Annotated in this window: 14 protein-coding genes; 5 read left to right on the forward strand and 9 right to left on the reverse strand. The window is 67.3% G+C overall.

Translation table 11 applies throughout. The features are described from left to right. Window positions 1-9 precede the first annotated feature (9 nt). Together CUR96_RS08965 and CUR96_RS08970 are read left to right on the forward strand one after the other, a co-directional pair. A complete protein-coding gene (locus CUR96_RS08965; protein WP_102192971.1) occupies window positions 10-1086 on the forward strand; it encodes an alkene reductase in 1077 nt (358 codons plus the stop codon). 44 nt (window positions 1087-1130) lie between these two features. Beyond that, window positions 1131-1844, forward strand: a complete 714-nt coding sequence (locus tag CUR96_RS08970; RefSeq protein WP_102192972.1) for an SDR family oxidoreductase — start codon at window positions 1131-1133, stop codon at window positions 1842-1844. A gap of 72 nt (window positions 1845-1916) precedes the next feature. Here the strand turns inward: CUR96_RS08970 and CUR96_RS08975 are convergent, their stop codons facing one another. From CUR96_RS08975 to CUR96_RS08985, 3 genes are all read right to left on the reverse strand, one after another. Continuing rightward, on the reverse strand, window positions 1917-2912 hold the full coding sequence (locus tag CUR96_RS08975; protein ID WP_102192973.1) for an NADP-dependent oxidoreductase: 996 nt from the start codon (window positions 2910-2912) through the stop codon (window positions 1917-1919). 51 nt (window positions 2913-2963) lie between these two features. Continuing rightward, window positions 2964-3815, reverse strand: coding sequence for an alpha/beta fold hydrolase (locus CUR96_RS08980; protein ID WP_102192974.1), 852 nt, complete (start codon window positions 3813-3815; stop codon window positions 2964-2966). Between the two features lie 88 nt (window positions 3816-3903). Next, a complete protein-coding gene (locus tag CUR96_RS08985; protein ID WP_102192975.1) occupies window positions 3904-4779 on the reverse strand; it encodes an alpha/beta fold hydrolase in 876 nt (291 codons plus the stop codon). 163 nt (window positions 4780-4942) lie between these two features. Between CUR96_RS08985 and CUR96_RS08990 the strand changes: the two genes are divergently transcribed. Together CUR96_RS08990 and CUR96_RS08995 are read left to right on the forward strand one after the other, a co-directional pair. Continuing rightward, window positions 4943-5821 carry an alpha/beta fold hydrolase gene (locus CUR96_RS08990; RefSeq protein ID WP_102192976.1) on the forward strand — a complete coding sequence of 293 codons (879 nt, stop codon included), beginning with the start codon at window positions 4943-4945 and terminating at the stop codon, window positions 5819-5821. After that, window positions 5821-6399 (forward strand): TetR/AcrR family transcriptional regulator, encoded by a 579-nt coding sequence (locus CUR96_RS08995; RefSeq protein ID WP_102192977.1) that lies wholly within the window; start codon window positions 5821-5823, stop codon window positions 6397-6399. The genes CUR96_RS08990 and CUR96_RS08995 overlap by 1 nt, the downstream gene beginning before the upstream one ends. 60 nt (window positions 6400-6459) lie before the next feature. On the opposite strand, the gene soxR is transcribed toward CUR96_RS08995, so the two are convergent. Beyond that, entirely contained in the window at window positions 6460-6894 is a 435-nt protein-coding gene (soxR, locus tag CUR96_RS09000) for a redox-sensitive transcriptional activator SoxR (RefSeq protein WP_245861158.1), read from the reverse strand. A gap of 115 nt (window positions 6895-7009) precedes the next feature. On the opposite strand from soxR, the gene CUR96_RS09005 reads away from it, so the two are divergent. Further along, a complete protein-coding gene (locus CUR96_RS09005) occupies window positions 7010-8440 on the forward strand; it encodes an MFS transporter (RefSeq protein WP_102192979.1) in 1431 nt (476 codons plus the stop codon). A gap of 728 nt (window positions 8441-9168) precedes the next feature. On the opposite strand, the gene CUR96_RS09010 is transcribed toward CUR96_RS09005, so the two are convergent. From CUR96_RS09010 to CUR96_RS09030, 5 genes are all read right to left on the reverse strand, one after another. Beyond that, window positions 9169-10317 carry a Cmx/CmrA family chloramphenicol efflux MFS transporter gene (locus CUR96_RS09010; RefSeq protein WP_102192980.1) on the reverse strand — a complete coding sequence of 383 codons (1149 nt, stop codon included), beginning with the start codon at window positions 10315-10317 and terminating at the stop codon, window positions 9169-9171. A gap of 362 nt (window positions 10318-10679) precedes the next feature. Next, window positions 10680-11201, reverse strand: coding sequence for a glyoxalase superfamily protein (locus CUR96_RS09015; protein WP_219721973.1), 522 nt, complete (start codon window positions 11199-11201; stop codon window positions 10680-10682). Between the two features lie 338 nt (window positions 11202-11539). Continuing rightward, entirely contained in the window at window positions 11540-12217 is a 678-nt protein-coding gene (locus CUR96_RS09020; protein ID WP_102192981.1) for a response regulator, read from the reverse strand. After that, window positions 12214-13329, reverse strand: coding sequence for a sensor histidine kinase (locus CUR96_RS09025; RefSeq protein ID WP_102193008.1), 1116 nt, complete (start codon window positions 13327-13329; stop codon window positions 12214-12216). Before CUR96_RS09025 ends, CUR96_RS09020 begins: the two co-directional genes overlap by 4 nt. Window positions 13330-13333: 4 nt before the next feature. Further along, window positions 13334-14020, reverse strand: coding sequence for a DUF2306 domain-containing protein (locus CUR96_RS09030; RefSeq protein WP_102192982.1), 687 nt, complete (start codon window positions 14018-14020; stop codon window positions 13334-13336). Window positions 14021-14032: the final 12 nt, after the last annotated feature.

The following is a 14032-nucleotide window of genomic DNA, read 5'->3' on the forward strand; positions in this document are numbered from 1 at the left end:
CAGCCCCGCATGACCTCTTCATCTCTCTGGCAGCCGTTCACCCTCGGGCGAGTGGAGCTTCCGCACCGCGTCGCACTGGCTCCCATGACACGGAATCGCGCCGAGCGCGACGGCACACCCGGACCTCTTGTCGCCGAGTACTACGGTCAGCGCGCGTCGCTCGGTCTCATCATCACCGAGGGCACCCAGCCGTCCGCGGACGGCCAGGGCTACCTGAACACCCCCGGCATCTACACCGACGCTCACATCGCCGGGTGGCGCGGAGTCGCGGATGCCGTGCACGCCGGCGGCGGTTCGCTCTTCGTGCAGCTCATGCACGTCGGGCGGATCTCCCACCCCGACAACACCCCGCACCACCGCCAGCCGGTCGCCCCATCGGCGATCGCGCCCGGGCAGGAGATGTTCACCGCGAATGGCCCGCAGCAGATCCCGACGCCTCGCGAACTGAGCCTCGACGACATCCAGGATGTGATCGCCGATTTCCGCCAAGCGGCAGCCTCGGCGATCGCCGCGGGAGCGGACGGCATCGAGATCCACGGCGCCAACGGCTATCTTCTCCACCAGTTCCTCTCTCCGAACGCGAACCACCGCACCGATGCCTACGGTGGCTCGATCGAGAACCGCTCGCGCTTCGTCGTGGAGGTCGCTCAGGCGGTCGCTGACGAGATCGGCGCCGATCGGGTCGGCATCCGCCTGTCCCCGGCGATGCCGCTCGGCGGAATCGACGAGGGCGAGACCGAAAGCGTGCGAGCGCAGTACCGGCAACTGGTCAGCGCGCTCGCCCCGCTCGACCTCGCATACCTGCACCTGCACCATGTCGGGGATGACGAGCTCCTGGCGTCGCTGCGTGAGGCGTGGCCGACCGCCGTGCTCGTCGTGCGCTACGGCCGTACCCGCGCGCAGATCGCCGACGACATCGAGGCCGGGTTCGCCGACATCGCACCCCTGGGGCGTTTCGCCCTCGCGAACCCCGACGTCGTCGAGCGCCTGCGAACCGACGCGCCGTTCAACGAGGTCGATCCGGCGACGCTGTACACCGGCGGAGCCGAGGGCTACGTCGACTACCCGCTCCTCGCGCGAGTCTGACGCCCCCTCCCCTCCGCCCCCACCCCTACAGAAAGATCAACATCATGCCCACCCTCTCTGGAGCAGTCGTCCTCGTCACCGGCGCGAACGGCGGCATCGGCACGCAATTCGTCCACCAGGCCCTCGCGCGCGGTGCTGCCAAGGTCTATGCATCCGCTCGCACACCGCGCGAGTGGGATGACGAGCGCATCGTGCCGCTCACCCTGAATGTGACCGATCCCGCCTCGATCGCCGCAGCCGTCACCGCCGCCCCCGACGTCACGGTCCTCATCAACAACGCCGGCGCATCGGTCTCGAGCCCCGGGATCCTCTCCCACAGCGACGAGGAGATCCGCTCGAACGTCGAGATCAACTTCTTCGGCCCGCTGTTCCTGGCTCGCGCCTTCGCCCCGATCCTGTCGGCGAAGCCGGGAGCCGCGATCATCGACATCCACTCCGCACTCAGCTGGTACGCAGTCGCCGGCATCTACAGCGCGACGAAGGCCGCGCTGTGGTCCGCGACGAACTCGCTCCGCATCGAACTGGCGCCGGCCGGTGTGCACGTCGTCGGCGTGCACGTGGGGTACGTCGACACCGCGATGGCGGCGAACGTCACCGACCCGAAGCTCGACCCCGCCGTCCTCGTGACCAAGGTGCTGGATGCGACGGAGGCAGGCGAGTACGAAGTGCTCGCCGACGACATCTCCGTGCAGCTCAAGGCCGCCCTGAGCGCACCGCTCGAGGCGCTCTACCCGCAGCTCGCCTCCGCCGTGCTGTAGCCGAGACGACGAAGGCCCCGCGATCGATAAGTCGCGGGGCCTTCGTCTGTCCGGCTTTCGAACTGGGAAGCCTCAGGGGTTGCTGATGACGGCCTTCCCGCGGATGCCTCCTGCGGCCAGGGAGTCGATCCCGGCGACGGTCTCGTTGAACGGGAACACGCGGCCGACGATCGGGCGGATGACTCCGCCGTCCACGAGCTCGGCGATCTCACGGAGCTGATCACCGCTGGCGCGCATGAAGAGGAACGTGTAGTCGACGCCGAGCCGCCTGGCCTGCGTGCGGACCTTGCGGCTCAAGGCGGAGACGGCGAGCCGGAGGATCGGGTTGAGACCAGCGGCGCGGGCGAATTCGGGAGTCGGAGGACCGGAGATGCCGATCGCCTTGCCCCCGGGCCGCAGGATGCGCAGAGATTTCTCGAGATTCTCACGCCCGAGGCTGTCGAGGACGACGTCGTATCCGCTGAGCAGTTGTTCGAAGTCCTCGGTACGGTAGTCGATGACCCGATCGGCGCCGAGCACCCGCACGAACTCGGCGTTCCCCGCGCTGGCTGTCGTGGCGACCTGGGCGCCGAGGTGCTTCGCGAGCTGGATGGCGATTGAGCCGACGCCGCCCGCACCGGCGTGGATGAGAACCTTCTGCCCGGGGCGGACGTCGGCGATCTCGACCAACGCCTGCCAGGCCGTCAACGCCACGAGCGGCAGCGAACCGGCCTCATCCATCGCGACCGATGCCGGCTTGAGTGCGACGTCCCTCTCATCGATCGCGATCCGCTCAGCGAACGTGCCGATGCGGTGATCACGCGGGCGTGCGTAGACCTCGTCACCGGGCTTGAAACCGCGGACTCCGGCGCCGACGCGGATGACGGTGCCCGCGACATCATGGCCGAGCGTGATCGGCAGACGGTACGGCAGGATGAGCTTGAACTCTCCGATCCGGATCTTCTCATCGAGCTGGTTGAGCCCGGCAGCCTGCACGCGCACGAGGACGTCGCGCTCGCCGACCACCGGCTCCGGCACGTCTGCTTCCCGCACCGCGGTGTTGTACTTCGAGAGGACGAACGCTCTCATGGGTCTTGCTCCTTCGATCGGTGTTCGTTGTGATGTCACGAGTCGGCCGCGTCACCGGTGCAGGAAAGCCCGCACGGCGACGATGACCTCGAAGTGGTTCTGGAACGCGGCGCCGTGGCCGGCATCCGGGAAGACGGTCACGTCGGCCGCGGGGAACACGCGGGCCAGCGCGCTCGCATTCCCGACCGGGACCATGCGGTCGCTGTCGCCGTGGAGGACCAGCACCGGCCCGCCGAATCGCGCGATCGTAGAAAGCGGCGCCTCTCCCCAGCGATGCACGGCCGAGAGCTGCGCCCGCAGAACGCCGAGGGCGACCCGGCCGTCGCGATCGGCATCCCTCTCCCGCAGGCGGCGCCGGTAATCGTGACCAGCCTTCTTGCCCGCCGCGCTGCGCGTGAAGAAGAGCCGCTCCTTCGGATCGGCGAAGGCGAGCGAGGCGCGAACGGTTCCGCCGACCATCACCCGGGTCATCTCGGTGAGTTCGGGTCCACCGGCCGGACCGGTGCTGATCAGGATCAGCCGAGCGACGAGCTCAGGCGCCTGCCGCACGACCTCCTGCGCGACCATTCCTCCCATGGAAAGGCCGAAGAGATCGAAGCGGCGCAGGTCGAGCGCGCGCACGGCGGCGATCACGTCATCCGCCATCTGCTCCATCGAGTCGCGCACCTGCCCTCCCGATCTGCCGACACCGCGATAGCCGAGCAGGATGACCCGTCGATCCGTCGCGAGCCCGTCGACGATGCGGGGATCCCAGTCATCGAGATTCGCGCCGAGGTGATTCAGCGCGATGAGCGGGACGCCTTCCGAGGGACCGAGCTCGCGGTAGGCGATCTCAACTCCGTCGACGTGAAGGGATCGCGTCACGGCGTCGTGGAACCGAACGGTGTCTGTATGCCGTGTCATGAGCTGGTTTCCCCCCGATCACCGTCGCGCTTCCAGAGCTGGATGCTTCCGGCGAAGGCCTTGCGTGTGAATCTCGGCGTGGCCGAGATCATGACCCCGTCGCCGCAGGCTCAGCAGCGGTGAGGAACTTCACGGCGACGGGTGCGAACTTCTCCCAGTACTGGAAGATGCCGCCGTGCCCGGAGTCCGGGTAGATGATCAGCTCGCTGCCGCGGATCCGCGAGTGGAGGTCGTTGGACAGGATGGAAGGGACCATCCTGTCGTTGTCGCCGTTGGCGATCAGGGTCGGGCCCGTGATGACCGAGAGGTCCGACGGCGCGGACCGCCCGAACTTGGCGATCGCCTTCAGCTGCGTCTGGAACGCCGGCAGCTTGATGTCCTTGTCCCGGTCGGCGGTGCGCTCCTTGAGCCTGTTCACAAAGGCCTTGCCGGCCTTCTTTCCTGCCGCATCGCGGTTGAAGAAGAGGAACTCCTTCGGGTCCGAGCGGGTCACCGTCGCGCGGAACACATCCCAGTAGGTCGTGCCGATGACCTTGCCCATGCCTTTCCCGCCGCGCGGGCCGGTACCGGTGAGCACGAGCTTGCGCACGAGGGAGGGGTGCTTGACGATCAGATCCTGAGCGATCATGCCGCCCATCGAGAACGAGAACACGTCGATCTTCGAGTAGCCGAGCGCAGCGATGAACGCATAGGCGTCATCGGCGGCCTGCTCGAGCGTCGCCGGAACCTTTCCGGACGACCCGCCCACGCCCTGCTGGTCGAAGGTGATCACATGACGATGCTGCGCGATCGCATCCACGATCCGGGGATCCCAGTTGTCGAGGGTGCCGGCGAGGTGCACGAAGAACACCACCGGGACTTCCTCCTCCTGGCCGAGCTCGCGATAGGCGAAAGTCATCCCGCTCGCGGTCAGGGTCTTGTTCGGGGCTTTCGCGTACGAGGTGTTGACGGGTGCGGTGTTCATGGGTTCCTCCGAGTTTGGTCACTCAATAACGACTACACTTGATTATGAGCGCACTCAGTTTCTTTGTCAAGGACCGACCTCTGCGACGCAGTAGGCACGAACGCTGAAGTGTGGTTCACTCGTAGTGACCGGAAACGTATTTCTGGTCAGAACGGAGAGTGACGTGCTCAGTCGTCGACTCTCGGTGGATATCGAAGGTGCCACCGTCTCGGTCGCAGAATGGACTGCGACGCGGCCGACCACGACCATCCTTCTCCTGCATGGCGGCGGCAGCGACAGCGCGGAACTCTCCTGGGGCGAGCTCGGTCCCGCCCTCGCAGCCACCGGCCACCGGGTGCTCGCTCCCGACCACCCCGGCTTCGGTCAGAGCACGAGGGCGGACTGGCCGCTGACGCAGCAATCGCTGATCAAGTATGTGGGAGAAGTCGTCGATGCATTGGAGCTCGACGACTACGTCGTCGGCGGCCTCTCCCTCGGCGGCGGCCTGACACTCGGGCACGCGCTCGAACGCCCGGACGGGCCGCGCGCCTTGATCCTGCTCGGAAGCTTCGGGTTCATGCCGAAGCTCTCGGACGGCGCGTTCAGCGGCCTGTCCCACTACGCGACGTATCTGCTTCTGCGCTCGGGGCTTCTCGCCGCCATGACGAGGTCGTATGCGAAGAATCCTGCGGCGATGGAGCGCGGACTGCGCTCCATCGTGCGCAATCCGTCGTCGCGGACCCCGGAGCTCGTGCGAGCGGTCGCCGACGAGGCGTCGTCCGGAACCGCGCTGGAAGTGTTCGGTGAATGGCAACGGGACCAGGTGCTGCCGCACGGTCTGCGAACCGACTACACCGACCGTCTCAGCGAGATCGCAACCCCCGCGCTCGTCGTGCATGGCGGTCATGACAGCGGCGTCGCGATCACACGCGCCCGAACGGCGGCCGAGCTGCTCCCGTCCGGGAGACTCGTCGAGGTACCGGGTGCGGGGCACTGGGTGCAGCGCGACCGACCGGACGTGGTCACCGCGGCGATCGTCGATTTCCTCGAGAGCGGGATCTGATGCCGCGCCCTCGCCTGCCCCATCGACGCACGGCGATCCTCGACGCTGCCGAACAACTCGTGCTCGAGCAGGGTTTCGACGCGACCAGCGTCGCGTCGGTCGCCGCGCGCGCAGGAATCGGCAAAGGCGCGGTGTACCTCGAGTTCGAGAGCAAGACCGACATCCTCGACGCGCTGCTGCAGCGCGCGGGAGCCCGCATGCAGGCGCGAGTGGATGCGGGCCTGACCGACGACGTCACTCTCAGTGACGCCTATCGCAGCGCGGTGCGGGCGCTTCTCGACGATCGGCTGATGACGGCGGCGTTCCTCGACGACCGCGGCATCCTCGGCAGTCATGTCTCTGCCGTCACCGACGGCCGATATCGCGCCAGGCACCTCCTGGTCATCGAGTGGCTCAGACGGCTGCAGGGGCAAGGGCGACTCCGCACCGATATCGATGCCGAACACCTGGCGCTCGCGCTCTCCAGCGCGACGATCGGGCTGCTCTCGGCGAACGCTCTATTGGGGCCCCTCGATCCCGAGCAGCTCGAGGGCGCGTTCACCGCACTCGCGCGGATGGTCTCGGCGTTCGAGATCTAGAACGAGAGTCGGTATACATCTCAACGGGCTGGAAACAGGCACCCGCATATCTGAGATGCCTCAGATGCGCCGCGGCCCCGGTCCGTCGATGCCCAGCGCATCTTCCGGGTTCAGGAGGCGGCAGGCTTTCAGCGAGAGGCATCCGCACCCGATGCAGCCGGTGAGCTCGCGCTGCAGATGATCCAGCTGCGTGCGACGCACCTCGAGCTGGGCGCGCCACTGCTGAGCGACGCGTCGCCAGTCGCGCTGCGAGGGCGGGTCGTCGAGCGGCAGGCTCTGGAAGACCTCCTGCACATCGCTGAGCGGGATGCCGAGTCGCTTCGCGACCACGATCAGCGAGATCCGCCGGAGCATGTGCCGGCGATATCGGCGCTGGTTGCCGGATGTTCGGAGCGAAGCGATAAGACCCAGCTGCTCGTAGAAGTGCAGAGCGGATGCCGGCACGCCGGTGCGCCGCGTCACTTCGCCGATCGCGAGCAGATCGTCGGGTTCCACGCCGCCTCCGTTCTCGAACTTGACCTCAAGCTTACTCGAGGTATTAGCGTGACGACTGGTCGGCGGAATCGACGCCAAGACCATCACCTCCCCCGACGCGACGAAGGACCGATCGATGACGCAGACCCAGCAGGAGACCGCATCCGGCGGAAAATGGCGTGAGCTGCTCGGCAGCCGCTATGCCCCTGTCGCCTCCGTCCTCGCGGGCGGAGTGCTGCTCGAGGCGAGCAACGTCTATCTCACGACGAGCCTGCTGCCGACGATCGTCGGGGAGATCGGCGGCGCCGAGTTCTACGCCTGGACGATGATGACGTTCCTGCTCGCCTCGGTGGTGAGCTCGATGCTGGTGAGCAGGATCCTGACGCGGCAGGGGGCCACTCGCGCATACCTGCTGGCGCTCGGCCTGTTCGCCCTCGGTTCACTGCTGTGCGCGGCAAGTCCCTGGATGTCGGCACTGCTCTTCGGGCGCGCTGTCCAGGGCCTCGGTGGCGGGCTGCTCGCCGGACTCGGCTACGCGCTCATCCAGCGTTCCCTGCCCGAGCGGCTCTGGGCACGCGCCGCCGCGCTCGTCTCGGCGATGTGGGGTGTGGGCAACATCGTGGGCCCGGTCGTCGGTGGCCTGTTCGCCCAGCTCGATGCGTGGCGGGTGACGTTCATCGGACTGGCCGTCGCCTGCGCCCTCATCGGCATCGTCGCGGTTCGAGCCCTCCCACGAACGGCGCGAGGACGGTCGAGCGACCCGGTCCCGTGGGTTTCCCTCATCCTCCTCGCAGGCGGCGTGAGCGCGGTGGGCGTCGCGAGCGTCGTACCGGGAGGCGCCGGCACTGTCGTCGCCCTCGTCGTCGGCATCGGCCTCTGCGGCTGGTTCCTCCGCCACGAGCGGCACGCCGGCACCGGCATCCTGCCCCGGGTGACGTTCGCCAAAGGATCGTCGCTCGGCTGGGTTTACCTGGCCGTCGCGGTGCTGGCGTTCGGGATCGGCACCGAGGCCTTCATCCCCTTGTTCGGCCAGGAGATCGGCGGGCTGATCCCGTTCGTCGCCGGGCTGCTGGGAGCAGCGCTGTCGCTGGGATGGTCCGTGACCCAGATCGTCACGGCCAATGCCACCGGCATCCGCTCCCGCCGTGTCCTGATCACCGTCGGCCCGCTCGTCGTCGCCCTCGGCCTGGCCGCGTACGGTCTCCTCCAGCACGAAGGCCCCACACCCCTGGTCATCGTCCTGTGGTTCGTGACCCTGTTCCTGGCAGGCGCGGGCATCGGGCTGGGGTTCCCGCACCTGACCGTCGCGGCTCTGGGCAGCACGACCGACGAGGAGGAAGGCGCAAAGGCCGCCGCCGCGGTCAACACCGTCTTCATCATCGCGAGCGCGTTCAGTGCAGCCCTGGCCGGGGTGCTGGTGAACATCGCGGCGCCCGACCACGCGGCCTCCGCCCGGCTGCTCATGCTCGCGTTCGCAGGCATCAGCGTGCTCGGCGTGTTCATCGCGCGTCGTGCCGGTTGGGGTATCGGCGTGCGACTCTCGTCCAGTTCGGTGCAGGACGCGTGATGGCCGAGCAGAGCGCCGAGCCCCTGTCGACAGTGATGATGCCCCCGCCCTGACCGCGCCGTTTGCAACAGCACAGTGGGCTGTCGACTGGCGGTTCGCCTCCGACAGCGCGCCGATCGGACGGTCTTCGGCTGGAGTCCTCGCGAGGTGAGCCACCGAGCAGCGGGAGGAAGAGAAGCGAACCCCTCGGGAGCGCCCGACAAACCCGCACGCCAGATTCTCGGGGATATGGTGGTCGGTGCCGCAGCTCCTTGAGACCCGAGCGAACGCGATCGACGCACTCCAACTTGTGGAGGACATTCCCGGCTGGGAGATTGCGACCGTCATACCTGTACGCGGAGCGGGGCGGATTCTCGAGATCGGCTCGGCCACCGACTGGGCGAACCTGTGCCGGGAGTATCCGATGGAGGTGACCGCGTCTCGTCGCCACGATTGGTTCCGCGTCACAACTCGCGACGGCAGGTGGCTCGTCCCTTTCCGCGGCCACGAGGCTGATCGACGTCGACGGCGAATACGCGACGGTCATCGCTGGGTGGGGTCCGGACTCCACGATCTGGCTCACCGTGTCGCGCGCGAATGGGACGAACCGCGCCAGCAGTGGACCCGGCTCAACGCTGGGAGAGTGTGGGCACCGGCCGACGCGGACGATTCATCAGGCTGACCATATTCAGTTCGGCCGCCGACCGGGTTCTGGGTCTCCGGCGTTCACTTGGACCCATCCGTAGTCATCATGACTTCACCATCCCTCTTGTCGTTGCAAACGTCAGTGCTGCGGCGCAGAGCAGTGCTGCGCTGACTATGAGCGGTCCGGTCGCTCCGGCCGCGGTCGCATAGGCGAGGCCGCCGAGGACAGGGCCGGCGGCCGCACCGATGTTGAGCGACGCTGTCGCGAACGACCCCGACATCGTTGGCGCAGTCACTGCGGCGCGGATCGACGCGGCGATCAGCATACTCCCTACAGCGAAGGAGAGCGCGCCTTGGACGAGCGCGAGCGTGAACACGGCGAACGGGACTGTGGACAGGGCCGAGAACGCTCCCCAACCGACGAGCAATGCGGCTCCACCGATCGTGAGGATATTCGTGGCGTGGCGATCGCCGTACCGTCCGGCCACCCACACCCCGGCACACGATCCGACACCGAAGACAGCCAACACTGCGGGCACTGCCGCCGCCGGGAGGCCCGCCGACTCTGTCACGACAGGTGCGAGATAGGTGAAGGCGCAGAACGTTGCGCCGTTGACCAGCGCCCCGAGCCCGAGAGGTACGAGCAGCGCCGGACGACGCAATGCCGCAAGCTCATCCGAGAGCGTCGTGGGACGTTGTTCGCTGGCCGTCCGCATTGGGGTCGCCAGGATTACTGCGACTAGGGCGGGCACCGAGATGACGGCCACACCCCACAGGGCTGCACGCCAGTCAAGGAGAGCCCCGATCATCGCGCCACCGGGAACTCCCGCTATCAGCGCAAGGGTGGTTCCTCCGAGGATGACCGCGAGCGCTCGTGCGGTTCGGTCAGCTGGCACGAGCGCCGAGACCGTGGAGAGGGTGACGGCGAGAAAACCAGCGTTGGTGAGTGCAGCGACAATGCGAGTGATGAGGAGGACGCCGAAGTCCTCTGTTAGTGCTCCGAGCACATGCATGGCGATGAATATGAGGAGGAAGCTCGATAGTGCGAGCCGAGGCGACCATCGGCGGCTGATGGCGGCCATGAGTGGGGCCCCTACGATCATCCCGACGGCGAAGGCTGAGGTTAGGAGCCCCGCCTGCGGGATGCTGATTGCGAGGTCCCTGGCGATTGCCGGGAGGAGCCCGGCGAGCATGAATTCTGATGTTCCTTGCGCGAAGACCGCGACAGCGAGTAGGACGATGACGAGTGGCATGGTGCATCTTTCGAGGTGAGGTGTCGGTCTGGGCGGACCAGCACATCGGTACTCACACACGTGCGATTGGAATCGCGAAGAGGCGCCCGCTCAGATGGGGCGACGTCGAGGTCATGAGCTATCGGCGTGCCGGCAGCTCGACCTTGGATGCTTCGGGTGCACTCACACAACCACCGTAACCGGAGTCTCTTACAGGACGCGAACCATCGCTTCCGGACCGATCGCCTCCACGGCCCGACGTCGGGCGCGCATCAGACATGACATTTATCCCCGTGATCCCGTGATCGCGCTGACATCTACCGTCGCGATTCACGCACCTCGACCGAGACTGTCGATCTCCGGAAACGATCGCTTCGGCGCGCCTACTGCGGTTCGCAGAACCGCAGCTCGTTCCCGAACGGATCGATGATGGTCATCGTCGGGCCACCGGGTGCATCCCGGTCGATGCTCGGCCGCAGCTTGCCCGACGCACCCCGTGTCACGTGAGACCGGTAGCCGTCGAGGTTACGAGTCGGCACCCAGACGACGGAGCCGGGTGTGCCGTCCCCGTGGTGCTCGCTGAGCCCCACGGAAGCATCACCACGGCTGACTCCGAGAAAGGTCGGCATGCCGGGTTCGAATCGGTGCTCGAAGTCGATCGTGAACGCCAAGACGTCGACGTAGAACGAGCGAGCCAGGTCGATGTCGAACACACGCAGAACCGGCATCGCTGGGCCGAAGCCTGGTTGCTTGTACTGCGCGGAAAGCTCGTTCCAGTCAGCGAACCCCAGAGTCCGCGACACGAGGTCGAGGGCCTGGCCGTGGGTCAGTTCCACACCGTTCGGTAGGGAGTCGCGTAGCGATCGCGCGAGGGTCTTGGCTTCGTCAATGGTGAAAGGGATCACGGTTGCTCCTTGATATCGAGCGGCCGTCCTGGTGCTCGCATTGCCAGAGTCGCCGTGCTCGAACAGGATGCACGCGGATCGAATCGAAGCGACGTGTTCACCATGCCGAAGCTGCGAGCGGCGGGTACGTCAACCCGAGCCGACTCTAGCAAAGCAGCTCCGCTTGAGCGATAGGGTCTCACCGGAGTTGTCAGGAATCTCACTGCGGCGAGGCCTGCAGTCGCGAAGGCACCACCCGCCTCTTTTCATTCCGCAGTGCCGCCTATATCGCCAGGGAGGGCTGCTCGTGGGCTGGTCCCGCAGGGAGCGTGGCGCGGATTCGCTTGGGGCGCGCAGAGTCAGCGGGCCTCGCCGGTGGTTCGGGCGCGCATCCGCCCCGTCTGATGCGCCCAGATGGCGATCTCGACGCGGTTGCGGGCGCCGAGCTTCGTCATGAGGCTCGCGATGTGCGTCTTCACCGTACTGAGAGTGATGTACAGCTCGCTCGCGATCTCGCCATTGCTCAGTCCGCTCGCGACCTTCGCGAGCACCTGTTCCTCACGCTCGGTGAGCGGCTCGACCGGCTGCGGGGGTGGCGCAGCCGGTCTCGCTCCGGCGAAGGCCTCGAGCAGCCGCACCGTGACATTGGGGGCGATCAGGGCATCCCCGCTCGCAGCAGCGCGGATCGCCTGGGCGAGCAACTCGGAACCTGCATCCTTGAGCAGAAAGCCCTTGGCGCCCGCCCGCAGCGCTGCGAAGACGTACTCGTCGAGGTCGAAGGTCGTGACGATGACGACCGCCATCGGGTCGTCCACGCCCGGGCCGGCGAGCACGCGGGTCGCCTCGATGCCGTCGAGGCCGGGCATCCGGATGTCGAACAGGCAGACGTCCGGTCGCAAGCTGCGAGCGAGGGCGACCGCTTCGTTGCCGTCGGCTGCCTGACCCACGACCTCGATGTCCGGCTGCGCGCCGAGGATCATGCTCAGCCCGGTGCGCACGAGTTCCTGGTCGTCGGCGATGAGCACGCGGATGGTCATGGTGCCCATCCAACACGAGGGAGCACCGCGGTGACGACCCACCCACCGCGGGGCGCAGGTCCCACCTGGCAGGTGCCGCCGAGCAGAGCGGCACGCTCCGTCATGCCGATGATGCCGAAGCCGGGCGTCGCCGACGCGGCGACGTCGCCGTCATTCGTCACGCTCAACCGCACCCCGCTTTCGTCCGCTTCCACGAGCACTTCGACACGGGTGACCTGCCGCCCGTGTCGGAGGGCGTTGGTCACCGACTCCTGCGCCAGACGGAAGACCGCGGCAGCCACCGGAGGCGGGATGCTGCCGTCGTCGCCTTCGACCTGCACAGTGACGTCTGCGCCGCCCGGCCGCGTTCCGGCGAGCTGTTCGATGTCGCCCAGCTGTGGGTTCGGTGCGAGCTCCGCCGTCTCGCCCTGCCGCAGCACTCGCACCATCGACCTCAGTTCGCTCAGGGTCTTGGCCGCCTCCGCCTCGATCACACCGAGCGCGTCCTGCGCTGCACGCGGGTCTCGCCCCGCCACCGCGAGACCCGCCTGGGCGCGGATCGCGATGGCCGAGACGTGGTGGGCGACGGTGTCGTGAAGGTCACGGGCAAGGTGCTCACGCTCCCGCATCCGGATGCTGTCGAGGAGGCGCCTGCGTGATCCCGCCCGATAGCGAAACGCGGTGCCGAGCAGCGCCATCGTCAGCAGCAGCGCGAATCCGCCGACGAGCTCGTCGAGGCCTCCCCCGCGGACGAACGTGAGGCCGAGGCTCGCGACGAGAAGGGCCGACCCAATCATCAGGTCGCGACCTGACCCCCAGCGATACACCGCGTACACGATCACCATGACGAAGAGGTTCGTATAGAAGACGGGGTCGGGCAGGAGCAGGTCGATCGGCACCATCACCACGACGAGCATCACCAGCGGCTTCGTGCGGCGCCACAGCACGGTCGGCAGCACAGCGAGCAACGCGATCACCATCAGCACCGGCTGCGACAGGTCGGTTCTGAACGTGCCCTCGACCACCGCCAGCACGGCGACAAGAGCCAGGAGAACCCAATCCCGCCAGACCCGGCGCGGCGGAGGGGGCGACGCGCTCGGCGCACTCCACGCGGAACGCAAGAGGCCGGTCACCACGTCAGGATACAAGCGCACCACGGCTCGACACCTCGCGCGTCCTCCGGCCGGACCGTCTGCGAATGAGCAACTCGGCCACGACACTGTTGATCACGAAGGCGGCGGCAACGAGCCATGTCTCGCCGAAGGCGTCTACCTCACCGAGCGGGATCGTCCACAGCGCGAAGACGAGCGCTTGAGTTCCGCCGGAGACGGCGATCGCATAGGCGCGCGTCATCCATGCGCCGTGCGCAGCGAAGTCGCGGCGCTGGATCGCGATCACTGCGCGCACGAGAAACACCGTCATCGCTGCCGCGAAGACGAGGCGAACCATCGCGAGTGCGAACTCATCCGGCCGGCCACCGAAGAAGACCGCGAGCCAGGTGGCGGACAGCGCCGCGATGAATCCAGCGGGGATCAGGAGACGGCCGGCGGCACGGTGCCAACCACGCCGTGTTCGCAGTGCCGGAGAAAACTGGAATGCGCCGAGGACGCAGAACACGGTCATCGCAACGATGTGCGCGACCATCGCCACCGATGAGGCCAAGAGCGCGGTGCTCTCGGGGTCGGCGCCTATCTCCCTCAGGCGAAACACCCCACCGAGCACAGGGATTGCGCTGAGCAGGAGGAGGCCCGTGATCGCAAGCCACCCGCTCTTCTCTGCCTTCTGCGTGGCACGTGGGCGACTGGTTCTCATCTGTTGCGACATGTCTCGATGCTC

This window comes from Microbacterium aurantiacum (genome assembly GCF_002872075.1).
In the GTDB taxonomy this organism is placed as follows: Bacteria; Actinomycetota; Actinomycetes; order Actinomycetales; family Microbacteriaceae; genus Microbacterium; species Microbacterium aurantiacum_A.